At 61.0% G+C, this 24,178-nt stretch carries 21 protein-coding genes; 8 read left to right on the top strand and 13 right to left on the bottom strand.

Annotated elements, in window-relative coordinates:
* The first annotated feature begins 153 nt into the window (after positions 1 to 153).
* The 6 genes from J4G38_RS16855 (at position 154) to J4G38_RS16830 (ending at position 10,820) form a co-directional block, all read left to right on the top strand.
* Entirely contained in the window at positions 154 to 3,162 is a 3,009-nt protein-coding gene (locus tag J4G38_RS16855; protein ID WP_210519705.1) for a SusC/RagA family TonB-linked outer membrane protein, read from the top strand.
* Positions 3,163 to 3,277: 115 nt separating this feature from the next.
* Positions 3,278 to 4,870, top strand: coding sequence for a RagB/SusD family nutrient uptake outer membrane protein (locus J4G38_RS16850; protein WP_210519703.1), 1,593 nt, complete (start codon positions 3,278 to 3,280; stop codon positions 4,868 to 4,870).
* Between the two features lie 158 nt (positions 4,871 to 5,028).
* Complete coding sequence (locus tag J4G38_RS16845) at positions 5,029 to 6,123, top strand: phosphatidylinositol-specific phospholipase C1-like protein (protein ID WP_210519702.1); 1,095 nt, start codon at positions 5,029 to 5,031, stop codon at positions 6,121 to 6,123.
* 99 nt (positions 6,124 to 6,222) lie between these two features.
* Positions 6,223 to 7,689, top strand: a complete 1,467-nt coding sequence (locus J4G38_RS16840) for a CehA/McbA family metallohydrolase (RefSeq protein WP_210519701.1) — start codon at positions 6,223 to 6,225, stop codon at positions 7,687 to 7,689.
* Between the two features lie 108 nt (positions 7,690 to 7,797).
* Positions 7,798 to 10,086: a GH92 family glycosyl hydrolase gene (locus J4G38_RS16835; protein WP_210519700.1), complete on the top strand. Its 2,289-nt coding sequence runs from the start codon at positions 7,798 to 7,800 to the stop codon at positions 10,084 to 10,086.
* A gap of 146 nt (positions 10,087 to 10,232) precedes the next feature.
* Positions 10,233 to 10,820, top strand: a complete 588-nt coding sequence (locus J4G38_RS16830) for a hypothetical protein (protein ID WP_210519699.1) — start codon at positions 10,233 to 10,235, stop codon at positions 10,818 to 10,820.
* A gap of 107 nt (positions 10,821 to 10,927) precedes the next feature.
* Here J4G38_RS16830 and J4G38_RS16825 read toward each other — a convergent pair whose 3' ends face one another.
* Both J4G38_RS16825 and J4G38_RS16820 read right to left on the bottom strand, forming a co-directional pair.
* The gene (locus J4G38_RS16825) at positions 10,928 to 13,606 is read right to left on the bottom strand and encodes a bifunctional YncE family protein/alkaline phosphatase family protein (protein WP_226163500.1); all 2,679 of its coding nucleotides are present in this window, start codon (positions 13,604 to 13,606) and stop codon (positions 10,928 to 10,930) included.
* A 153-nt stretch (positions 13,607 to 13,759) separates the two neighbouring features.
* Positions 13,760 to 14,110, bottom strand: coding sequence for a hypothetical protein (locus tag J4G38_RS16820; protein WP_210519698.1), 351 nt, complete (start codon positions 14,108 to 14,110; stop codon positions 13,760 to 13,762).
* A 56-nt stretch (positions 14,111 to 14,166) separates the two neighbouring features.
* Between J4G38_RS16820 and J4G38_RS29195 the strand changes: the two genes are divergently transcribed.
* Positions 14,167 to 14,514 (top strand): transposase, encoded by a 348-nt coding sequence (locus tag J4G38_RS29195; protein ID WP_210519696.1) that lies wholly within the window; start codon positions 14,167 to 14,169, stop codon positions 14,512 to 14,514.
* A 3-nt stretch (positions 14,515 to 14,517) separates the two neighbouring features.
* Positions 14,518 to 14,895, top strand: a complete 378-nt coding sequence (locus J4G38_RS16810; RefSeq protein WP_210519694.1) for a transposase — start codon at positions 14,518 to 14,520, stop codon at positions 14,893 to 14,895.
* A gap of 782 nt (positions 14,896 to 15,677) precedes the next feature.
* On the opposite strand, the gene J4G38_RS16805 is transcribed toward J4G38_RS16810, so the two are convergent.
* The 11 genes from J4G38_RS16805 to J4G38_RS16755 form a co-directional block, all read right to left on the bottom strand.
* Positions 15,678 to 15,974 carry a hypothetical protein gene (locus J4G38_RS16805; protein ID WP_210519692.1) on the bottom strand — a complete coding sequence of 99 codons (297 nt, stop codon included), beginning with the start codon at positions 15,972 to 15,974 and terminating at the stop codon, positions 15,678 to 15,680.
* 213 nt (positions 15,975 to 16,187) lie between these two features.
* A complete protein-coding gene (locus tag J4G38_RS16800) occupies positions 16,188 to 16,466 on the bottom strand; it encodes a DUF983 domain-containing protein (protein ID WP_210519727.1) in 279 nt (92 codons plus the stop codon).
* Positions 16,467 to 16,585: 119 nt separating this feature from the next.
* The gene (locus J4G38_RS16795; protein ID WP_210519690.1) at positions 16,586 to 16,840 is read right to left on the bottom strand and encodes a hypothetical protein; all 255 of its coding nucleotides are present in this window, start codon (positions 16,838 to 16,840) and stop codon (positions 16,586 to 16,588) included.
* Between the two features lie 62 nt (positions 16,841 to 16,902).
* Entirely contained in the window at positions 16,903 to 17,472 is a 570-nt protein-coding gene (locus J4G38_RS16790) for a DUF420 domain-containing protein (protein ID WP_210519688.1), read from the bottom strand.
* Complete coding sequence (locus J4G38_RS16785; protein WP_210519686.1) at positions 17,456 to 18,130, bottom strand: thioredoxin domain-containing protein; 675 nt, start codon at positions 18,128 to 18,130, stop codon at positions 17,456 to 17,458. Before J4G38_RS16785 ends, J4G38_RS16790 begins: the two co-directional genes overlap by 17 nt.
* 3 nt (positions 18,131 to 18,133) lie before the next feature.
* Positions 18,134 to 18,478 (bottom strand): cytochrome C oxidase subunit IV family protein, encoded by a 345-nt coding sequence (locus J4G38_RS16780; protein ID WP_210519684.1) that lies wholly within the window; start codon positions 18,476 to 18,478, stop codon positions 18,134 to 18,136.
* Positions 18,479 to 18,576: 98 nt separating this feature from the next.
* Complete coding sequence (locus tag J4G38_RS16775) at positions 18,577 to 19,350, bottom strand: cytochrome c oxidase subunit 3 (protein WP_210519683.1); 774 nt, start codon at positions 19,348 to 19,350, stop codon at positions 18,577 to 18,579.
* Between the two features lie 21 nt (positions 19,351 to 19,371).
* The gene (locus J4G38_RS16770; RefSeq protein ID WP_210519681.1) at positions 19,372 to 19,959 is read right to left on the bottom strand and encodes a cytochrome c oxidase subunit 3; all 588 of its coding nucleotides are present in this window, start codon (positions 19,957 to 19,959) and stop codon (positions 19,372 to 19,374) included.
* Between the two features lie 96 nt (positions 19,960 to 20,055).
* A complete protein-coding gene (gene cyoE, locus J4G38_RS16765) occupies positions 20,056 to 20,907 on the bottom strand; it encodes a heme o synthase (RefSeq protein ID WP_210519679.1) in 852 nt (283 codons plus the stop codon).
* A gap of 66 nt (positions 20,908 to 20,973) precedes the next feature.
* Positions 20,974 to 22,110: a COX15/CtaA family protein gene (locus J4G38_RS16760; protein ID WP_210519677.1), complete on the bottom strand. Its 1,137-nt coding sequence runs from the start codon at positions 22,108 to 22,110 to the stop codon at positions 20,974 to 20,976.
* 153 nt (positions 22,111 to 22,263) lie between these two features.
* Positions 22,264 to 24,147: a cytochrome c oxidase subunit I gene (locus J4G38_RS16755; RefSeq protein ID WP_210519675.1), complete on the bottom strand. Its 1,884-nt coding sequence runs from the start codon at positions 24,145 to 24,147 to the stop codon at positions 22,264 to 22,266.
* Positions 24,148 to 24,178: the final 31 nt, after the last annotated feature.

Below are 24,178 nucleotides of genomic sequence, written 5' to 3'. Positions count from 1 at the left end.
TGTTAGGTTTTCTTCTAACCCCCCTTAGAATATTGATTTTATAATAATATTAATTATCTTATAAATTCTAATGTAACCTCGAAAACACGTTGTCTTAACAAGTGCGCCGGTGCTTTGCAGTCTCTAAGCAAGCCCCTTATTGATTGCGCACTTATGAAAAACTGCTATTCCACAGCTCGCCTGTGGCTGGAATTTACTCGACTTCGCCCTCGCACGTTGGTACTGCCGGTGCTGCTCATGGGCCCCACGCTGGCAATGGCCCAGCAAACCGTGAAAGGCACCGTAACCGACGAGAAAAACGCGGCGCTGCCTGGCGTCACGGTTCGAATCAAGGATGCGACCACGGCGGTGGCGACCAACGCCGATGGCACTTACAGCATCAACACCACGGGGCCGGCCGAGGTGCTGGTGTTCACGTTCGTGGGCATGGTGAACAAGGAGGTTACTGTCGGGACTAAGACTAGCCTCAATATCACGCTGCTGCCCGATGCGCAAAAGCTAAGCGACGTGGTGGTAATTGGCTACGGCACGGCCAGCCGCGCGGATATTACGGGCTCCGTCACTTCTATTAAAGCGGAGGAATTCAACCAGGGCGTGCTCACAACACCGGCCGAGCTATTGCAAGGCAAGGTGGCCGGCCTGAACATCACCAAGAGCGGCGACCCCAACCAGCGGCCGTCGGTGGTGCTGCGCGGCCCGAGCACCATCCGCACCGTGAACGGGGGCGTGACCGAACCGTTCTACGTCATCGACGGGGTGCCGGGCGCGAGCATCGACCTGCTGGCCCCGGACGACATTGCCACAATTGACGTGCTGAAGGATGCTTCGTCGACGGCCATTTATGGCACGCGGGCGGCCAACGGGGTCATTATCATCACCACGAAGCGGGCCAAGCCGGGCCAGACGCGTCTGACCTACAGCGCCTACGCGGCCGTGGCCAAGGTGTCGAAGAAAATTGACATGCTGAGCGGCGATGAGCTGCGCAAGTACCTGAGCGACAACAAAACCCGCCCCCTGGCCACGCCCACCGACGACGACGGCTCGAACACCAACTGGCAGGACCTGATTGAGCGCACCAGCTACTCGACCAACCACAACCTCTCCTTCACCGGCTCGGCCAATGCCACGGACTACGGCGCCAGCGTGAACTACCTGAAAAACAACGGGGCGCTGATAAACACCTCGCTGGAGCGCCTTATTTACCGGGGGTTCGTGAACCAGCGCTTTTTCAACAACCACCTGAAGCTGGGGGTGAACATCATCAACAGCAGCACCAACCAGAACGACATTCCGCAGGGCAGCACGCTGCCGGGCATGCTGTTTTACCTGCCCACGGTGAGCCCGTTCAACCCTGATGGCAGCTATAAGGAAAACTACACCCGCACGGGCAGCGGCCCGCTCAACCCGCTCTCGCTGGCCAACAACAACACCTACGTCACCAAAGACAACAAAACGCTGGTGAACGGGCTGGTGCAGGTGGACGTGCTCACGGGCCTGAAGCTGACGTTGAGCGGCTCGACCCAGCGCGCCCAGGCCAACCTGAGCAGCTACCTCAACAGCCAGTCGGGCCTGGCCGTGAACCTGGGCGGCGTGGCCCGCCGCGCCGAGTACGTGAACACCAACGACGTGCTGGAAGCCTACGCCAACTACGACCACGCCTTCGGGCAGCACAACCTGCAATTGCTGGCCGGCTACTCCTACCAGCAGGACCGCACGAACGACGGCTTCGGCATCACAACCCAGAACTTTGCCAACGACGCGCTGAGCTCCAACAATTTGTACCTGTCGAACCCGACCTCGCTGGCCCAGGTGGCCTTCGACAACAACCCGATTTCGACCCTGCGGCTCATCTCGCAGTATGCCCGCGTGCAGTACCAGTACGGCGACCGCTACCTGGTGCAGGCCTCGCTGCGGCGCGACGGCTCGTCGGTGTTCGGCGTGAACAACCGCTACGGCTACTTCCCGACGGCTGCCCTGGGCTGGCGCATCATCAACGAGAGCTTTATGCGGGACCAGGTGCTGTTTTCGGACCTCAAGCTGCGCGCCGGCTACGGCGTATCGGGCAATAGCCAGGGCTTCGACGCCTTCTCGGCCATCCTGATTTACGGCACGCCCCCCGGCAGCACCAAGTACCTGAACAACGGCGTCATCTCGAACGTGGTGAACGCCGTGCGCAACGAGAACCCCAACCTGAAGTGGGAAAGCACCGCCACCACCAACCTCGGCCTGGATTTCGGCCTGTTCAAGAACCGCGTCACGGCGTCGGTGGACTACTACATCAAGAAAACCAGCGACCTGATTGACGACGTGCTGCCGGTGTCGAGCACGGAGTTTCAGTACACCACCTACACGGCCAACGTGGGCAGCATGACCAACAAGGGCATTGAGGTGGCCCTGAGCGTGGTGCCGGTGCAAACGGGCGCCTTCACCTGGCGCTCGTCGCTGAACTTCTCGCACAACCACAACAACATCGACAACCTGAGCACCGAGCGCTTCACGATTCCCTACATCCAGACGGCGCAGCTCGGCGGCAAGGGCCAGAGCGGCAACTACAGCCAGATTGTGCAGCCCGGCTCGCCGCTCGGCACCTTCAAGCTGTGGCACTACATGGGCAAAAACGAGCAGGGCGTGAGCACCTACCAGAAGGCCGATGGCAGCATCACGGCCACCCAGCCCCTCACCACCGACATGCGGGTGGCGGGCAGCGCCCAGCCCACGCTCATCTACGGGTGGTCCAACACATTCAACTACAAGGGCTTCGACTTAAACTTCCTGGTGCGCGGGGTGATGGGCAATAAAATCCTGAACGCGACCCTGGCCGGCCTCAACAACCCCACCGACGCGCGCCTGCAGAACATCCCGCGCTTCACGCAGGGCGAGGCTTTCACCGACATCAACGCCTACCTCATCTCCGACCGCTTCCTGGAGAGCGGGGCTTACCTGCGCCTCGACAACGCCACCCTGGGCTACACCCTGAAGCCGCACACGCCCTACGTGCAGGCCGTGCGCCTCTACGTGGCGAGCAACAACCTGTTCATCATCACCAAATACCGGGGCATCGACCCCGAAATCAACATCGGGGGCCTGACGCCGGGCATCGACAACCAGAATTACTACCCCAAGACCCGGACGTTCACCCTGGGCCTGGCGGCTTCCTTCTAAAATCATTCGTCATGCAGAGCGCAGCGAAGCATCTCGCTTGCTGACGCTGAGATTACTGACTCAACGAAGCAAGCGAGATGCTTCGCTGCGCTCTGCATGACAAATACATAAACATATGAAAAACAAAGCTATTCTCCTCGCCCTGAGCGCCCTGGCTACTGTTACATACTCCTGCAAAAAGCTGGACGTGCCCGTGGAGTCCCAGTTCGTGGCGGCCAACTTCCCCAAAACCCTCAGCGACTACAACGCCTCGGTGGGAGCCATTTACTCCAACCTGTCGTCGCAATTCGCCGTGCCCTACTGGCGCATGCAGACGATGGCCACCGACGAGGCCATTCTGCCCGCCCGCGACGGCAACTTCGACGACGGCGGCCAGTACCGGCAGCTGCACTACCACACCTGGACGCCCGACCACCCCAACGTGCTCACCATCTGGCAGTGGGCCTACGGCGGCATTACCACCTGCAACCGCCTGCTCAACGTCACGAACACGTTCGGCTTCGCGCCGGCCGAGAAGGAGGCGCACCTGGCCGAGATTCGGGCCATGCGGGCGCTGTACTACTTCTTTCTGCTGGATTTGTACGGCAACGTGCCCATCGTGACGGACTACCCCACTGCGCCTCAGCCCGCCACCCAGCCCCGCACCAAGGTCTACGAGTTTATTGAAAGCGAGCTGAAAAGCCTCACGCCCAAGCTGCCGGGCAAGTCGGCCAACCCCGCCACCACCACCCAGCAGTACGGCCGGCCCACCAAGGGCATGGTGTACGCGCTGCTGGCCAAGCTCTACCTCAACGCGGAAGTATACGGCACCCCGGCCCGCTATTCCGACGTGGTGCGCATGGCCGACAGCGTGCAGGCCAACACGAACTACGCCCTCGACACGCGCTACCGCGACATTTTCCTGCCCAGCAACGGCCCCCAGATTCGGGAAACCATCTTCGCCATTCCCTACGACCAGCAGATTCCGGGCAACCAGTTCACGCGCTTCGGCTTCTTCTACTACTCGGTGCAGGCCTACGGCTTCAACGTGGGCCTGAGCATTGCCATGAGCACCACGCCGGAGTTCTACGCCCGCTTCAACCTGCCCGGCGACTTCCGCACCACCACCTGGCTGGCGGGCCCGCAGTTCGTGCCCGATGGCAACGGCGGCTTCACCACCACCCCGATATATTACCCCGGCACCACCAACCAGATTGTCATCAACCCGGTGCTGACGCTGGTGCCGCCCAAGCCCATGGACGTGGGCAATACCCTGGCCACGCAGTCGGAAGGCGTGCGCTCGCTCAAGTACTACCCCGACCCGGCCATCATCCAGGCCACCCGCCTGAACGGCAACGACGTGCCCGTGCTGCGCCTCGCCGACGTGCTGCTGATGAAGGCCGAAGCCATCCTGCGCGGGGCCTCGGCCACCACCGCCAACGGCGAGCTGCAAACCCCGCTGGTGCTCGTGAACAAAGTCCGGGCTCGGGCCGGAGCCCAGCTGGCCACCAGCATCGACCTGAACGGCCTGCTCGACGAGCGCGCCCGTGAGCTGAGCTGGGAGGCCTGGCGGCGCAACGACCTGATTCGCTTCAATCAGTTTGAAACCGAATACCCGCTGCCCAACGACGTGCTCAAGATGGACAAAAGCTTGACCCGCCGCCTCTACCCGGTGCCCACCGTGGAGCGACAGCTCAACAGCAATCTCGTGCAGAATCCTGGCTACTAGCCGGGCGGCACCTCACCCCCTGGCCCCCTCTCCCACGGAGAGGGGGAACTGGTTTTTAGTCTTGGCTTCTAAAAAGCTAGAACCAGAGCTAGTCCCCCTCTCCGCGGGAGAGGGGGTTAGGGGGTGAGGTGACCCAGGCGAACATCACCACAACTATTATGAAAGCAACCCTCCTCCTAAGCACCATCGCCGCCGGCACGCTCTGCGCTACCACCAAGCCGGCCCCCGAGCCGCTGATGAACCAGGTGCAGGTCATTGGCTCGCACAACAGCTACAAGCAGGCCATCGACCCCAAGCTGTTTGCAATGCTGCAAAAGGCCGACTCGGTGAGCATGAGCAAAATCGACTACGAGCACCTGACCCTGACCGAGCAGCTGAACAAGGGCCTGCTGGCGCTGGAAATCGACGTGTACGCCGACACCCAGGGCGGCAAGTACGCCCACCCCAAGGGCCTCGACCTGGCCCCCGGCCAGCCGCCCTACGACCCGGCCGGCCTCATGAAGCAGCCGGGCTTCAAGGTGTTCCACATTCAGGACCTGGACTACCGCAGCAACGCGCCCACCTTCAAGCTGGCCTTGCTGGAGCTGAAGCGCTGGTCGGCGGCGCACCCCACGCATCACCCCGTTTTCATCACCATGAACGCCAAGAGCGAGGCCCTGCCCCGCCCCGGCCTCACCGTGCCCGAGCCCTTCACTCCGGCCGTGTTCGAGGCCCTGGACCAGGAGATTGTGGACAACCTGGGGGCCGATAAGGTGATTACGCCCGACCAGGTGCGCGGCAAGTACGCGACGCTGGAAAGCGCCGTGCTGCACCGCAACTGGCCCACGCTGCGGGCCGCCCAGGGTAAGTTCGTGTTTGTGCTGGATGAGCTGGGCGAGAAGCGCGCCACCTACATCCAGGGCCACCCCTCGCTGAAGGGCCGGGTGCTGTTTGCCGATGCCGAGCCGGGCACGCCCGAGGCCGCCATTCACATCATGAACAACGCGAAGAAGGACCAGGCCGCCATCAAAAGCCTGGTGGCGCAGGGCTACATCATCCGCACCCGCGCCGACAGCGACACCCAGGAAGCGCGCCGCAACGACAAAAGCAGCTTCGAGGCCGCCGAGCAGTCGGGGGCCCAAATCATCAGCACCGACTACTACGCGCCGAGCACGCACTTCCAGTCGCCCTACGCTATCAGCTTCGCGGACGGCACGTATTTCCGGCCCAATCCGGTCAATGCAGGTCCGTCGGCTCCGGCGGCAGTGAAATAAAAGCAATTGCTCAAATAGGCCGTCATGCAGACCGCAGCGAAGCATCTCGCATGCTATCACTTTTCCTTTCCTTACGATTGGGTTACTACCACACGCGAGATGCTTCGCTGCGCTCTGCATGACGGCCTGCCGGCGGCTACCTGGGCGCTACTCCTGGGCCTGTGCTGCCTGGCGGGCCCGGTAGCGGCCCAGACGCCTACGGAGCTAGTCCGGCAGGGACACATGCCGGCCGACAGCCTGTTCCGGCTGTTTTATGTGCCCATTGAAGTGCCGGCGGGCACGGCCGAAATCCGGGTGCGGGAAGACTATGGCCACGACGGCGGCAACGTGCTCAATATGGGCATCTACGACCCGGCCGGCTACCGACCGGGCACCACGGCGGGCTTCCGGGGCTGGTCGGGCGGGGCCAAGACGGCTTTTTTCATCAATGCCCAGGCGGCCTCCACCGGCTACGTGCCGGGACCGGTGCGGCCCGGCACCTGGCACGTATTGCTCTACCCCTCCACCATTGCCCCGGCCGGCCTCGACTGGAAGCTGACCGTGACGCTGGTGCCCGGCCCGGTGGGTCCCCTGTTCGTGCCCGCGCCCGCCGCCACGGTCATCAACACCCGGCCGGGCTGGTACCAGGGCGACCTGCACCTGCACACGCTGCACTCCGACGGCCGGCGCACGCCCGCCGAACTGGTGGACGAGGCCGTGGCCCAGGGGCTGGATTTCATCATATCGACTGAGCACAACACCAACAGCGCCAACCTGAGCTGGGGCCGCTACGCCCGCCCCAACCTACTGGTCATCAACGGCGAGGAAGTAACCACCACCGCCTTCGGCCACTGGAACGCCCTCGGGCTGGAGCCCACCACGCTCATCGACTGGCGCTACGTGCCGGCGGACAGCAGCATTGCCCGCTACACGGCGCAGGTGCGCGCCCTGGGCGGCCTGGCCATCATCAACCACCCGTTCTTCCCGGATACCGTCAACCGCTTCCGGTTCGGGGTGCGGCATTTCGACGGCATCGAGGTGTGGAATGGCCGCTGGGACGCCCGCAACGAGCGGGCCCTGGCGTGGTGGGACGCGCTGCTGCGCCAGGGCCGCCCCCTGCTGGCCGTGGCCGCCAGCGACACGCACACGGCCGCCCTCTCCCCCAACCAGCTCGGCCGGCCGCGCACCGTGGTTCAGGCCACGGGCTTGTCGCGCGCCGGCATTATGCAGGGCCTGCGGGCCCGGCGCGCCTACCTGGCGGCCGACCGCGCCCTCCGCCTCACGCTCACGGCGTGGGCCGGCGGGGCCTCGGCCGGCATCGGCGATACTTTGGTGGCGGCGGCCGGGCAGCGCCTTGAAGTGGCGTTTGAGCTGCGCGGAGCCTCGGCCGGTACCGTCACGCTGCTGGGCGAAAGCGGCGTGCTGGCCACGAGTCCGGTAGCGGCCACGGGCTCTACGGCCGTGCGCTGGCCGCTGGCCGGCCGCCCCCGCTACCTGCGGGTGGAGGTGCGCAATCCAACGGGTGCCATGCTGGCCCTGACCAATCCCATCTGGGTAAGCAGCCGGCCGGGGAGGGCTGGGAAATGAAAGCTGTGTGCCCCCCACCGACCTCACAGTTTTTGGCACGACTAAAAAAGTTGTGAGGTCCCCGCCCCCCCGGCCCTGCTGCCGGCTTCACTCAATGTCTTTTTACCCATGCGTTTTCGCCCCTTTCTGCTGCTGGCCGCCGGCCTGCTTCGTGGCCTGGCCCCGGCCGCCGGCCAGGGCTACGGCCAGTTCGTGGACCCCATGATTGGCTCCGAGGGGCTGGGGCGGGTGTTCATCGGCCCGTCGTGCCCCTTCGGAATGGTGAAGCCCAGCCCCGACTGCACCGCCAGCCCCAACAGCGGCTGGCTGCCCGAGCCCACGCCCGTCACCGGCTTCGCGCAGGTGCACGTGAGCGGCACCGGCGGCGGCCCCAAGTACGGCAACATCCTGCTGATGCCCTTCAGCGGGCCGCTGGCCCTGGGCGACAACTCGGCGCACCGCCAGCATGAGCACGCCGAGCTGGGCTACTACCGGACCCAGCTGGCCGGAGCGGGCTCGGCGGCGGCCGGCATTGGGGTCGAAATCACGGCCTCGCCCAAGGTGAGCTTCTACCGCCTGGCCTACCCCCGGCAGCAGCCCCGGGCCCTGAAGCTGGACGCCGGCTTCTTCCTGGGCGAGCAGCCCGAGCCCGACGGCCGCGAGGCCCAGCAGTTCGTGGGCTCGGAGGTGGAAGTGGTGTCCGCTACCGAGGTGCGGGGCTACAGCCGCATTCGCGGCGGCTGGAACAATGGCCCGGCCTACACCGTGTACTTCGCGGCCGTGTTCGACGCGCCGGTGGCCGAGTTTGTCACCTGGAAGGGCACCCGGCTCCAGCCCGGCCAGAAGCTGCAAGCCGACTCGGGCGAGAAAACCGGGGCCCTGCTGCGCTTCGCCAACGGCGCGGGCGACACGTTGCGGGTGAAGGTGGGCATCTCGTTTCTGAGCGCGGCCCGGGCCAGCGAGAACGTGCGGGCCGAGATTCCGGGCTGGGATTTCGACTTGGTGCGCCGGCAGCTCCGGGCCCGCTGGGACGCCCTGCTGGGCCGCGCCGAGCTGCACCCCGACACGCCGCTGGACCAGAAAAAGCTGTTCTACACCGGCCTCTACCACACCATGCTCATGCCCGTGGACCGCAGCGGCGAGAACCCGCTCTGGAACGGCCCGCAGCCGTATTACGACGACTTCTACGCCATCTGGGACACCTTCCGCTCGTCGAACCCGCTCATCACGCTGCTCGCCCCCCAGCGAGAAGTCGACATCGTGAATGCCCTGCTCAACATCTACCAGCACGACGGCTACCTGCCCGAGGCCCGCAGCGGCAACGCCAACGGCCGCACCCAGGGCGGCTCCAACGCCGAGGTCCTCATCGCCGATGCCTTCGTCAAAAACCTGCCCGGCATCGATTATCGCCAGGGCCTGGCCGCCATGCTGAAGGACGCTACCGTGCCGCCCGGCGGCAACGAGGAACAGGAAGGCCGGGGCGACCTGGCCGACTACCGCCGCCTGGGCTACCTGCCCTCCGGCGTGCCCCGCGCCGGCAACCGCACCCTCGACTACGCCTACGACGACTACTGCATCGCGGTGGTGGCCAAGGGCCTGGGCCAGCTACCGGTGTACCAGCAGTACCGCCAGCAGGCCGGCAACTGGCAAAACCTGTGGCGCGACGGCTACCGCAACCACGGCGCGACGGGCTTCATTATGCCCCGCGACGCGGCCGGCAAGTGGCTAGATTCCATTCCCTACGGCACGTCGGTGCGGCAGCATCCCACCTTCGTCTACACCCCGCTCATGCGCGAGAATCCGTGGTACGTGTGCCACTGGTGCGCCTTTTTCTACGAGGCCACGTCGTGGGAATATTCGCTGAGCGTGCCGCACCAGGTGCCGGTGCTCATCGCCAAATCCGGCGGCCGGGATGCCTTCCGGGCCCGGCTCGATACCCTGTTTGAGAAGAAATTCTACAACGTGGCCAACGAGCCGTCCTTCCTCACGCCCAGCCTCTACCACTGGCTGGGGCGGCCCGATTTGAGCAGCCAGCGCATCCGCCAGATTATCGCGCAGAGCTTCAACGCCACCCATTTCGGCCTGCCCGGCAACGACGATTCGGGGGCCATGTCGTCGTGGCTGGCCTTCCAGATGATGGGCCTCTACCCCAACGCCGGCCAGTCGTACTACCTGCTCAATGCGCCCCTGGTGAAGCAAACCACCCTGCACCAGGAAAACGGCCGCGACTTCAGGATTACCGCCCACAACCTCTCGGCCACCAACGTCTACGTCGAGTCCGCGCGCCTCAACGGCAAGCCCTTCCGCCAGGCCTGGATTGAGCACCAGGACATTGTGAACGGCGGCGAGCTGCTGCTGGAAATGGCCGCCCAGCCGGCCGATTGGGGCACCCGGCAGCTGCCGCCCGTCACTGAGTAGCTTGAACCCCGCCCGTATGACCGTCATGCTGAGCGCAGCCGAAGCATCTCTACCGCTTCGTTGTGTTAGTAATTCAACGAAGCGGTAGAGATGCTTCGGCTGCGCTCAGCATGACGGTCTGTTTACTTCCTGAACGGCTCCCTTATATGAAAACCCTCTTTTCGCTCCCGCTCCTCCTCCTGGCCAGCCACGCGGCGCAGGCCCAGTCCCCCGCCCCATCGCTCCAGCCCGCCGTGGGCCCCGGCACCACCTTCGCCTACATGCTCGACCTGCATGGCCAGCGCGCCCCCTTCGAGCTGACCGTGGCCCGCGCCGCCGATACGCTGCAATTGAGCTGGCAAATCCGGGGCCTGGCCCTGGGTTCCTACCTCGTGTCGCCCGCCGCCTGGCAGCAGGCCGACCGGCTGAACTCCGCCCAGCCCGTGCCCGGCCCGGCCGTGCGGCTGCCCGCCAATCAAACGTTCATGATGCTGTCGAAAAAGGCCTTTGCCGGGCTGCTGGCCCGGCATCGCTGCGTGTACGACAACACCGTGTACGAGCTGAAAGCCGACGCCCCGCCCCTGCTGCTGCGCGGCCAGCCGCTCGACGCGCTGCACCTCGTGGCGCAGGAAGACGCTACCGAGCTCTGGATTCTCAACAACCCGGCCTTCCCCGTCATCTGCCGCATGCTGCACAATCCGCTGGGCGTGGACTACGTGCTTAATGGGATAAAGCAAGAAGCGGGAACGAGGTAAAGACGCATACTTGCGTCTTGTCGTCCGCACCGTGTGGCTGATATCGTTCAACGACGAGATGCAATTATGCGTTTCTACCCCGTTCAGAAACCAACTTGACCCACTTCCTAATCGTCGTCATCGGCGGGGCCAGTGAGGGCGGTGGGATAGGGCTGCTTCCCCTTGGTGGCAAACCAGATGATGCGGTTCATCACGTCGTCGCGACCGCCGTCGATGTGGTCGAATTCGGGCTCCGATGAGAGGCGACCGTAGCGCCGGGCGGCCCCGGTGAGCTTGCTGAGCTCGGGGTTGAGGCGGTTGAGGCGCACGCGGTTGGGGCGGTGGTGGAAGGGCGCGAAGTTGGGCGTCGCGGTGAAGCATTCAAACATAGGCAGCGCCGTGGCATCGACCACGTTCATGGGCGGCAGGCCCAGAATCTGCTCGATGGAGCGCACCACGCAGGTCTGGTTGTAGTTTTTGGTCACGGTGCGGCGCAGGCGGCTGTAGGGGCTCACCACGAAGCCCGTGGTGCGGTAGGCCGACACGTGGTCCCAGCCGGCCTGTGAGTCATCCTCGGTCACAAATACCACGGTGGTTGCCCAGAACCGGCTTTTGCTGAGGGCTTCCAGCATGCGGCCCAGGGCCAGGTCGTTGTCGGCCACCATAGCGGTGGGGACGGGCATGCCCGGCCGGGTGCCCACCGTGTGGTCCGTCGACAGCGCCATTACCGACAGCGCGGGGAAGGCATCGCCGGGCTGCTTTTCGAACGCCGCCAGCTCCCTGATAAAGGCATCGGCCCGAATCTGGTCGGTGATGCGCAGCTCGTCGGAGGCCGGGTAGTTGGGCGAGAGCAGGGGCCGGACCCGCGAAATGGTGCTGGTGTTGGTGAAGATGAACGGCCGCCCGGCCTGGTAGTTGGTGTAGATGTCGGTCCAGCTCAGCTTGGTATCATAGTGCGGCTGGGCGGCCTCGCCGTATATGCGCACGCTCTTGCCATGGTCGGCGGCGTTGTTCCAGATAAAGCCGGTGGGGCTGTACACCAGGGCATCTTCCTGCACGTGCGGGTAGCTGCGAAACCAGGCCCGCACGTTCTTCTCCACGTAGTCGCTCACCATGCCGGCGTCGGTCCACTGGTGGCCCTCGGCCGACGACTTGCCTGACGCGTAGTAATTATCGAGCAGCAAAAACTCGCGGGCCAGCTGGTGCTGGTTAGGCGTCACGCTGTCGCCAAACACGCAGAGCGACGGCTCGCCCCGGCCCTGGGGCATGTCGCCGAGCACCTGGTCGTAGGTGCGGTTTTCCTTGATGATGTACACCACGTGCCTGAACACCGAGGGCTCGCCAATGCGCTCGGGCAGCGGCACGGGCGGCACGTGGGGCCGGGGCAATTGCTGGGCCAGCTCCTTGCGGAAGGCGAAATTCAGCTGCCGCACCTGGGCTGTGTACCGCACCAGCTGCCGGGCCGTGGGCAGCGCAATCAGCGATACCGTGGCCCGCTGGTGGTGGGCGTTGTAGGCCGGTGGCGCGGCGCGCGGGTTGGCCTCCAGCTCGCCGCCCTCTGCCCTGATGTCCTGGGTGCTCACCCGTGCCCCCTCCCCTTCCAGGTTGGCCACGAACAGCGTGTGGGCTCCTAGCGCGAGGCCGCCGGGGTAGGCCTCGGTGGGAATGAAGCCCTGCACCAGGCTGGTTCCCGGTGCGCCCCCGCGGGCGGCGGCCTGGCCCAGCGCCACCACGGCCACGGCATTGTCGAGACCGTTGGCGACGTAGAGCGTGGTGCCGGCCACGTCGAGGGCCAGCGCGTTGGGCGAGTCGCCGCCGTAGCCGGGCGGACCGGGCAACAGCTGCACCGCAATGGTTTCGCGCACGCGCAGGTCGGCCACGGCCACCACGCTCACCGCGTCGCTGTTGCCATTGGCCACGTACACAAACTGCTCGTCGGGGCTGGCCAGCAGGGCGGTGGGATGCAGCCCCACCGGCAGCTCTTTCACCAGGTGGCCATCGGTGCGGCGCATGATGGATACCGTGCCCTGGGCGGTGGCCCCGGTCTGGGGGTCGATGTAGGCGCGGCCGTACGTGCTGGGTACGCCAGCCGCCTCGCGGCGTAGGGTATCGGTGGGCAGCGGCCCGCCCCAATTGCTCACGAACACCTGCTCGCCGGCCACGGCCACGCCGTAGGGGGCCGTGCCGGTGGGCTGCGTCCAGAGGGTGTGGCCGGAAGCCAGGTCGAGCTTCACGAGCTGGTTGTTGCCATTGAGCGCCACGTAGAGGCAGCGGCGGCCCCGCTCGGTGGTCAGGGCCAGGTCGTTGGGCAGGGCCAGGAGCCCGCTCCCGGCCGCGAACGGAAACAGCCGCGTGAGGCGCAGCCGGCCGGCTGCGTACTCGGCCTCCAGCACCCCCGACTGGCGGGTGCCGCCGTTGGAAGCGCTCCAGTAGAGGTGCGTGGCCCCGTTTTCGCGCCGCACCTTCAGGCCCGAGTAGGTGCTCATCATGCCCTTGCTGCGCTCGTCGTCGGCGTAGGTCCAGCGCGTTACCACCCGGCGTTGCAGGGTATCAATCAGGGCGACGCCGTACCGGTCTTCCACCGCCAGGAGGGGCGTTTCGGGCACCAGCTGCACGTCGAGGGCGTGGTTTTCAACGTCGGCGCTGCCGTAGGCTATTACGTGGCCGGCGGGGGCCAGCAGGCGGTTGTAGGGCAGCAGCAGCGGCAGGCGCGTGCCGTGCAGCGTGCTGTCGTCGTAGGGGCTGTGTTGGGTCAGCTGCTCGGGGCTGACTTTGTTCTGTTTATCCCGGGGGCCGGAACAACCCACCAAACCCGTGAGCAAACAGCCGATAAACGTGCGGACAAGTTGCCAATTCCCTTTCATGCGTTGCCAGGCGGGACGGGGCTGGTTGGCCACGCGGCTGGCCCCAACCCTGCCGCAAAAGTACTGGCTGGCCTTAGCGGCAACGTGTTCGAATTGTTATGCTGGCGCTGCTTTATGATGAAGCCGCGCCGGGGCCGGGGAGCCGTCACGGTGGCCGCTTTGCCCCGAACGGCTTTCCAGACCACCTCGGTCAGGTCGCGGTCGGGGTTGGCGAGGTTGAACCGGGATGAGCGTTCGGCGCTGCGGTTCCGGCCGGCGGCAGCCAGCTTTCAGGCCCGCTACGTTCGGCTCGCGGCCCGTGGCTACGAGGATGGCCGAGGCCGAAATGCCTTGCTGGGCACCGTACTTGTCCTCGTACACCACCACGTCCTCCGCGTCGGGTTGCGGCTCGATGCGCAGCAGGTGCACCCCGGTCTCAATGCCAATTCCTTTAGGAACAGTTCTCAATTAGCGGCTTGTCCGTTAGCGATGAATGCAGACCGCACGTTATTGACAGATGAGATGTGGACGGAGTTATCGCCGCTACTGCCCGGCCAAGCGGGGAGTTGTGGGGTGACGCCGCTGATACGTGGGGCTTTGTGGAGGCCGTGCTGTGGCTGGGTCGTACCGGGGTTGCTTGGCGGGACCTACCGGTGCACCTGGGCCAGTGGCACCGGGGGTACGTACGGTTTGCCCGGTGGCGGGACAAGGGCACCTGGGAGCTGACAACCGCCTGGCTGATACGCAACAATCGCAAGATTCCACATTCCCGGCAGCGGCAGCGGCAAGTGGCAGCGGCAAGTGGATTCGACCAGCACCCGGGTGCATCAGCACGGCACGGGCGCGAAAAAAAAACGGCGAACAAGCCGTAGGGCGTGGCCGGGGTGGAAACACGAGCAAAATTCATGTCGTGGGGGATGAGGCGGGGCAAGATGGGGACGCGCCCCAGGCGGGCCGGGCTGCTGGCCCAGTGGCTGGCCCCGGCCCAGCAGGTGGTCGGCGACGCGGCGTATGACAGCGATGCCTTGCGGGCGCTCATCGCCGAGGCCGGGGCAAATGCGGTTATTAAACCGAATCCGCGCCGCAAAAATCCGCCGCGTTTTGCCCCGGTAGCCTATGAAAACCGGCACCGTACTGAGCAGACATTCAGCAGGTTTAAACAGTTTAGACGCATCGCTACACGCTACGATAAGCTGGACCGCTCGTTCGATGCCTTTATCTGCTTGCGGGTTATCACCCTTTACCTTAATTGAGAACAACTCCTAAGGCAATTGGCCGACTGCATTTAGTCTGGACCAAGGGCGTACCTTTAATTATGCTTAGGAAAGTATGCCTTTTTTATCATCCTATTGTGGCGGGCACCACATTGTTCTTGGCAACCGTGCTGTTCTACCTTTCGGGTGGCCTGAAGGGCCGTGGAATGGAAGGCGATTTTCTGCTTTTTGTTTCTGCGGCCGTACTCTATATCTGTCTGGTCTGGACTATCCCACTCTGGCTAGCAGTACTTGCGTTGCTCATGCTTGGTAAACTTCTAGGTCGGGGTTCCACCCAGCCTGTACATCCTCGTTCCAAGCCAGCCAATACCTCACAGCATTAACCAGCCTCAGGGCTCGTACTTGAGTCCCTAATCTACTCCTCTCTTTGAGGGGGAACGAAGGTATTAGTTCGGGAAAACGGTCGTGGCTGTTGCAGAAGTCCTTTTTCGGGCGTACCGGCCACCAATACTGGTCCGTGGGAAGCAGAAAGCCGGCCTTTAGTGGCCTTCTACCCTGTTTCGAAGGTAGACGTGGCTGGTTTCGTACTGGCCTTGGAGTTCTGCAACAGCCACGACCGTTTCGCTGAACGAGTAAGGATGCGTAAACGACGGTGGTACCTCTGTGGAGAACGCCGGGCCCAATGAAAGGCCCCCTCGTGGCTTTCCATTGGGCCCGTGGGGCAGGGGTAGCCCGCTTCCGCGGGAGCGCACTTCGCCCGGTGCCTCTCTGGCGGGGTCTCCTCGGGGCGGTCCGATCGGATGTCATTCGGGCGCCAGCGGTCAGCAATCGGCGGCGGCGGGTGTGGTTTTTGGCAATCCGACCAGGTCCCCCCTGGCCTCGTAGGTGGCCGTGCGCACAACGTCCCGGCGCGGATTGGGACCAGTGGCCGGGTCCAATGGCCGGGCCAGTGCCCAGCACCCGGCCCCGTCCCAGTGCCGCACAAACCAGGCGTGCCGGGCGCGGTCTTCGGCGAGCGGAAGGGCCTGCCGGTGGGCCAGTACCTGGTCCTGGTGCCGCCGCGGCGGGAAGGGCCGTTGCCCCCCGCCCCGGGCCAGTTCCGAACCATGCGCGTACAAAGGGGTAGCGCAATAGTAAGAACAGAAACTATCGGTAGGACAATCCAAGTACTCTTTGCTGGGCGGGGTATCTCAAAATACGGGCGTTTTAACGCTGCTAAGGCAGTTTTGAATGAAAGGCAGCTTCTGCCGTATAAACGCATTTCGGTTGGTTATCTCGTTAATCAGTGGCTCTTGTTAACTACAAGACGTGACTTATTGAGACAAATCCTCCTAATGCGTTGCGTAGCGGGGATCAAAGCCGGCCCCACCAAAACCGTAGAGCATCACGGCCCGGGAATACCGGAACAGCAGCGGCGTCACGGCGAGTACTGCCGCGGCCACCGTGGTGATATACACCCAAAGCGGCGGGTCGTGCGCCAGGTAAAACAGCAAAAAACCAATGGCCAGCAAAATGCCCGTCGAAAAACCTGAGCTGATGTACATGGCCCCGTAGTAAAAGCCCGGTTCCGGCTCATACGTTTGCCGACATATCGGACAAGCCAACGGCATATCCATAAAGCTGGTACTCAAGGCTGGATGAGTAAAAAGCTTGCCCGTGTGGCACCGCGGGCACCGCAGATGCAACAACGCCGAACCAGTTGACTGGATAGCCGTGGTGGGCTGGCCCACTAGGCTTTGGCAGCCTTGGGGTGCGTGCGCCGGTACCAGAAATAGCCCACCGCACCAATCAGAATGTACGGCACGGTCATCATATACACAATGCCCCTGTTCAGGCCAGCCACGTCGTAGTCGTCATTCTCCTGTTTGGCGGCTTCCACTTGGGCCTTACACATCACGCACTGCGCCCGAACCGCCAGCGGCGCCAAGCTCAGCATTATGCCCAGAAGCAGGGCGAACGTTGCGGCAAAAAGGGTCTTTTTCATAGGTACTAAAACGCTGGGGTTGAAGCAAAGTTTCTTATAATCAATCTACTTATAAACGGACCTTACGTGTAATACGGCGAAATCATAAAATAAACGACAACCCCCGTTACCGATACATACAGCCACACCGGAAATGTCCACCGGGCAATCGCCTTGTGCTTAGTATACTGCCCCGTCAAAGCGAAATACAGCGTAAAAAGCACCGAAGCCACGGTCACCACTGCCAGACTGATGTGCGTGAGCAGCAGAAAAAAGTACACCGCCCTAATCGCCCCTACCCCTCCAAAATGCGTGCTTGCTACCTGCGAGTGGTAAGCCACGTACGAAAGCAGAAATAACCCACCCAAAGCGAAAGCCGTGCCCATCATGGCCCGGTGCCGGAGCACCTGTTTTTGGCGAATGAAGTAGTAACCCAGCAGCAGGCAAATAGCCGTCAGCGAGTTAAGCACCGCATTTACAGCTGGCAAAAACTTCACCTCCGCGCCCGGGATGCGGAACAAGTTTGGAAACGAAAACAAGACGGCCACCAGCAGCGGCACTACCACCCCCAGTGTACCCAGGATGATTTTGTAGCGGGTATAGTCGCCGGGAGCCAGCACCGGGGAGTGCAGTTGTTCAGTGGGGGTGTTCATAATCGTAGAGCTGCACGGTGATTTCCGTGAGTAATCGGTCAATTTCGCGTCCATCGGTACCGTCGTAGATACCGCGTACGCGGCGCTGGTTGTCAATCAATAACAGCCGGCCGGCCGGGATGTTGGCGGTGTACCCGGCACCGGGCAAGCGCTTGGGGTCAGCCATCAGGCGGAACTCACGCGTGGTTAGTCGGGTGAGGGTATCAGCGGGACCGGCGAGGAAAAACCATTTGCCTGCAATGGTGCCATACCGTTCGGCTAAGCGAGTGAGCGGAACGGCATGCCCGGAATCCGAATTCAGCACGAACGTAACCAGCCGCACCAGGGGCTCGTGCCGGAATTTTTCCTGCACCCGCAATAGTTGTCGACTAACCAACGCACTAGCAGCATCAGTGCCGTAAAACTGGGCAATATAAAGCCCCTGTCCCAATTCCTGGCTGCTCACCCTGCGGCCAGTAGAAGCGGGCAATCGGAACGGTGCAATTTGGTGGAAAACAGTATCGCGCTGCCACTCCCCGCCAACCTGCGTGGAATCCACGCGGTCGGGTAGGTAAGTTGGCAGCGCGTAACGGTTGGAGCCGAAGCGGAACAGGAACAAATAGGCCAGTACCGGCACCAATAGCAGCAGCCCCAGCAAGAGGGTTTGGCGGGGCCGCATCCGCTATTTAAACATATTTTCCAGCACTTCGCCGATGAACGAGCCTTCGGTAATCAGCGCAACCAACAGCCATATCAGCAGCGCTACCGGCACCAAAATGGTCCAAATCAGGCCCTTGGTTTCATGCTTGAGGTGCATGAATTCGCCTACGATGAAGAAGGCTTTCAGGATGGTGAGCACAATAAAAATGCTGTTGCGCAGGGTGCTTGGGTGCATCAGAAACACAAACACAAACTCGACGCCCGTAATACCAACCAGAATACCGAATACTCGCCAAATCCAGGCGGTGTTCGGCTTGGCAATTTCGCCAGGTGCCAGTGCGTGTTCAGGAGCTGCGGGAGAAGACATAATCTGTAAATGAATTGTTGAGGGAATGAGTGATTTTAACCGATTGGGATAACTGGGGATTTCTGATTCGCTCAGCCGTCCTTTCGCTCATTCACTGCTTAAACAAGGTAGAAGAACGTGAATACGAACACCCATACCAAATCTACAAAGTGCCAGTATAGGCCGATTTTTTCAATCATTTCGTAGTGGCCGCGCTTTTGAAACGTGCCATTGGTGGTGGCGATGAAGCACCAAATCAGCAGGCAGACGCCCGAGAATACGTGGGTGCCGTGGAACCCCGTAATAAAGAAGAACAGGTCGGCGAAAAGCACCGGTCCGTACTGGTTCATTTGCAGATTGGCGCCGTGGAATACGGTACCATCTGCCATAACAGTGCCCTCTACATGGCCACCGATGAAGTGACTCCACTCCCACGCCTGGCTGGCCAGGAACGTCGTACCGAACAGGATGGTCCAAAGCAGCCATTTCTGTACGTCAGCTTTGTCCATGCGGTGGCCGGCTTCGACGGCCAGCACCATCGTTACCGAGCTCAAAATCAAAATCATGGTCATCAAGGCCACGAAACCCAGCGGCACGTTGGCGTGGCCCATGCCAGGGAAGGCATTGAAGACGTGGTCCGGAATCGGCCACCAGCGCGTGCTGAACACAAAGTCCTTGGCTTCGCCGGTAAACACTTCGTGCTTGTGGCGAATCATGCCATAAGTAGTGAGGAAGGCAGCGAAGGTGAATGCGTCAGACAGCAGAAAAAACCACATCATCAGCTTGCCGTAGCTCGCCTTGAAAGGTTCGTTGCCGCCGTCCCAGTTGCCGGTGCGCGGGGCGTCGTGGGTAGCGGAAGCAGCGGGCGGCTGCAAAGTGGTCGGTTGGGCCATAGCGGACAGCGTAACGTCGTTTTAGTGGTTCAAAAGTAAGAACAAATACAGGTACAGCCAAAGCCCGCCCAGGAAGTGCCAGTATAAGGTAGCGTTGCCGATGGAGAGCAGCGCCCGCGAATGCACTTGATAATTAAGGGCCCTAGACAGGACTACGGCCAGAAAAATAAGCCCAGTAACCAAGTGAAAAGCGTGCACGCCCATGAGTACATATACGAATGAACCGGAAGGATTGGCATCGGCACCACCAAAGTAGGTATTGCCAGCCACCAAATCACCAAAGCTGTGGTATTGACCCACTAAGAAGGATAAACCCAGCACCAGCGTGATGGCCAGTCCAATCTTTACGCGGCCTATTTCATCTTTCCGGGCCGAAAAATATGCCCACTGCATGCTGGCACTGCTCAGGGCGATGATGATGGAATTTATCAGCAGCGAAGCCGGCAGGTCGAACTCGCGCCAGTTGCCTTCATCGCGCCGCACAATGTAGCCGCTGGTAAAAGCCGCAAACATCATTACAATGCTAAAAATGAGCAGGATGAGCAGCACACGCTTTGGGTGCCAGCCAAGTCCAACTTCCTTTTCGGATAAAACTTCGGAAGGGTTCATAGTCTAGTGATTAGTTGGTCGTTATCGGTTGCTAGATGAGGGCCACCAAGCTAGATAATCTTCCAAGCCTGGTAATACATAACTAACAACTGACAGCTATATTTTGTCCAGAACCAGCGCAATTTGTACGATGGGCAAATACAGGAAAGAGGCAAACATGATACGTAACGCCGCCTTACGCGACTGCGTGCGCATGAGCTGCACGGTGAGCAGGAGGAATAATACTCCGCACACTACTGCCACCAGCGCTGATATTCGACCAGAAATATTGAACTCCAACGGCAGCAGACTCAGCGGAATTAGCAGCAGCGTGTAGGTCATTATCTGAAATGCCGTGCGTAAGTCGCGGTTGCCGGGGGAAGGCAGCATCTTGAATCCCGCCCGTTTGTAATCCTCATCTGCCACCCAGGCAATGGCCCAGAAGTGAGGAAACTGCCACATGAACTGAATGCCAAAAAGCACCCAGGCTTCTACGCCGATGTAACCAGTAGCCGCCACCCAGCCAATAAGCGGCGGTAAGCCGCCCGGAATGGCACCTACGGCCACGCAGATGGGCGAAATAGTTTTGAGCGGCGTGTAGATAAAGCCGTACAGAATGAGCGAAAGCAACGAGAGCGCAGCCGTGAGTGGGTTGAAGAAATACGCCAGTAGGCCCAGCCCGGCCGCGCCCAGCAATACGCAAAACACCCATCCCTCGGCAGGCGAAATGATGCCCAATGGCAGCGGCCGCTTGGCCGTACGGGTCATCAGCTTGTCCAGTTCCCGCTCGTGAATCTGGTTGATGATGTTGGCCGAACCCGTTACCAGCAAGCCACCCAGCATAACCAGCAACGCGCGGCTCCAGCTAAACTCGTGAGCCCCCAGCATATACCCAATAGCGCTGGAAAACGCCACCGTGAGCGAAAGCCGGAATTTGAGCAGCTGAAAATAGGCGCGGGCCTTAACCATTAACAGGGGGAATAATTTCATCGTCTGACGCAGCTTATCCAGCCTCAGCCAAACGGGGCCGCAAAGTTACGCAACAACCTGCCGGGCGGCATCTGTGGGCGCAATTGTTTCCGGGCTTTTTCGGGCACGGGCCACTGTCAGCAGCGTCAAAAACTGCACGCCAAACAAAATAGTAGCCAGGGTGAGATGTATGGGCTGCACCGCAGCCGGCAGCGCGAACGAAGCCAGCACGATACCCGCCAGAATTTCTAACCCAATAATTCCCAGCGTTGCGGCTACCAGCTGCCGGAGGCGCGGCTGCGCCAGCTGCCACAGCTCATAGCCCACGTAGACGTTAAGAAGCAATACTGCCGCCGAAACGGTGCGGTGAATACTGAATACGCCGCCCAACTTAGCCACCCAAGCGCCCCGGTCCAGGTAACCTGCCGCCGCCGATACGACATCCACTTGCTCCCGCACTTGGGTACCCAACACAATTTGCCAGAACGTGAGTAAAAGCACCGCCCATTGCCAGACCTGCAGTCCAATACTTGGCCTTCCTGCCCCAGCGAATATGCCCGAACTTGGTTTCTTGAGTCTATTTACTACATCTGCCCCTATTTGCCTTCTCCCCCACCGCGCCCGGTCTACTGCGTAGAGCAATAACGCAACTATCAGCAGGGCCAGCGCCATGTGAATAGTCACCATTACGGGCAGCAAGTTAGTCGATACCACCAGCGACCCCAAATACCCTTGTATGCCCGTGAGCAGGAAAGAGGCAAGTGCCAGCCAGAATACCGCCCGGTCCTTCTGCCAATATGGCCAGGCAAACAAAACGGTCAGGAACACAAAGACGCCAATCAACGCCCCTAACAAGCGGTTGACGTATTCAATCCAGGTTTTTACGGGATTAAAATCCGTTTCGATGTATTGCGTGGGGTGGGCAAAAATGCTTCCGGCCACCTGCGCGAATCCCATTCTCTGCAATGTGCGGGCTAGCTTCTGATTTTTGGCAACTCGCTGAGCCGTATAAACTTCTTTGTAGTTAGCCGGCAATTGGCTTGCCTCCGTGGGCGGTATCCAACTCCCGAAACATTTGGGCCAATCAGGACAACCCATGCCGCTGCCAGTGCTACGCACCACTCCACCAACTAAAATCAGCAGGTATACGGCAACTACCGTCAATATTCCGACGAAGCGAAAACGGCTAACGGTGGGACTCATCTGTATCCTATCCATATCGACCAAATTTGCTTATTGTATAACCTTAGCATACTTATTTCAATTCCGTCGAAATCAAGAACCGACGGAATTCAATGATACAAAAACGGGCCGCCGATGAGGCGGCCCGTTTCGGGTTTTGGTCAGTGTTCCAACTTAATCAGCCATGTCCTGCTCGTAGGGCAAGTTCGACGATTGCGTTTGCGAATACGGTATGTTTTGCGGGATGAAGTCCTGCTCAGCACCAGGCTTGCTATAGTCGTAGGGCCAGCGATACACGGCGGGAATCTCGCCGGGCCAGTTGCCATGGCCAGGCTCGATAGGAGTCGTCCATTCCAGGGTGGTCGAGTTCCAGGGGTTCTGGGTGGCCCGACGGCCGCGGAAAATGCTATAGAAGAAGTTGAAGATGAAGATGAACTGACCCAGGAAGGCAATGATAGCCGCAATCGAGATGAACTTGTTCATATCAGCGAATTGCGAGAAAGCATCAAATCCAGTCCAGGCGTAATAACGACGGGGGAAACCAGCGATACCTACGTAATGCATCGGCATGAATACCAGATATACGCCAGCAAACGTGAGCCAAAAGTGGATATAACCCAGTTTCTCGTCCATCATGCGGCCAAACATCTTCGGGAACCAATGGTAAACACCAGCAAACAGACCAAAGAAGGCCGAGCTACCCATTACCAGGTGGAAGTGAGCCACCACGAAATACGTGTTGTGCATCTGAATATCCAGCGTCGCGTTGCCGAGAATAATACCCGTCAAACCACCCGAGATAAACAGCGACACAAAGCCGATTGCAAACAACATAGCGGCCGTGAAGCGAATATTACCGCGCCACAGCGTGGCTAGCCAGTTGAACACCTTTACCCCCGAAGGCACCGCGATAATCAGCGTCAGGAACATGAACACTGAACCGAGGAAGGGGTTCATGCCCGTCACAAACATGTGGTGAGCCCACACAACGAACGACAACAGCGAAATACCAATCAGCGAACCAATCATGGCACGGTAACCGAAGATGGGCTTGCGGGCATTCGTAGCTAGCACTTCTGAAACCATGCCCATGGCCGGCATAATCACGATGTACACCTCGGGGTGCCCCAGGAACCAGAACAAATGCTGAAACAACACCGGCGAACCACCCTGATTGCTCAGCGCTTGCCCAGCAATGTAGATATCCGACAGGAAGAACGAGGTACCGAACGACCGGTCAAACACCAACAGCAGCGCGGCCGAGAATAGCACCGGGAACGACAAAATACCCAGAATTGCAGTAAGGAAGAAAGCCCAGATAGTGAGTGGCAGTTTGCTCATGCTCATGCCACGAGTCCGCAGGTTGATTACGGTGGTAACATAGTTTACCCCACCCAGCAACTGTGACACGATGAAAAACACCATGCTCACCAACCAAAGCGTCATGCCTGCACCGGAGCCGGGAATAGCTTGTGGCAGCGCACTCAACGGCGGGTAAATTGTCCAGCCGGCTGCTGCCGGTCCAGTTTCAATGAACAGCGACGAGAACATGATAATACTGGAAACAAAGAAGAACCAGTAAGAAAGCATGTTCATGAAGCCCGATGCCATATCGCGGGCACCCACTTGCAGCGGAATCAGGAAGTTGGAGAACGTGCCGCTCAAGCCAGCCGTCAGCACGAAGAACACCATGATAGTGCCGTGCATCGTAACCAGCGCCAGGTAGAATTCCGGATTCAGTTTACCAGCTTGAATCCACCCACCTAGAACGGGCTTCAACCATTCCATCGTACCCTCAGGCCAGCCGAGCTGCAAACGGAACAAGCTGGACAGCGTGCCACCCAAAATAGCCCACAGCATACCGGTAATCAGGAATTGCTTGGCAATCTGCTTGTGGTCTTGGCTGAAAACGTACTTCCACAGCCAATGCTGGTCGTGGTGCTCATGGTCATGGTCGTCGTGAAGCAGGTGGTCACCGTGTTCAGTAGCCGGCACCGGAGCGGTGCCGATACCGCCTTGTGCTTGCACGTCCGGCGAAAGATTAGGCTTGGGTGTCATATCTGACATAGCAGGAAACCTTTAGTAGTTA

It is taken from the genome of Hymenobacter terricola, assembly GCF_017921975.2.
In the GTDB taxonomy this organism is placed as follows: domain Bacteria; phylum Bacteroidota; class Bacteroidia; order Cytophagales; family Hymenobacteraceae; genus Hymenobacter; species Hymenobacter terricola.
The sequence above is the reverse complement of the archived record's forward strand: the minus strand, read 5'-3'. Positions and strand labels throughout refer to the sequence as shown.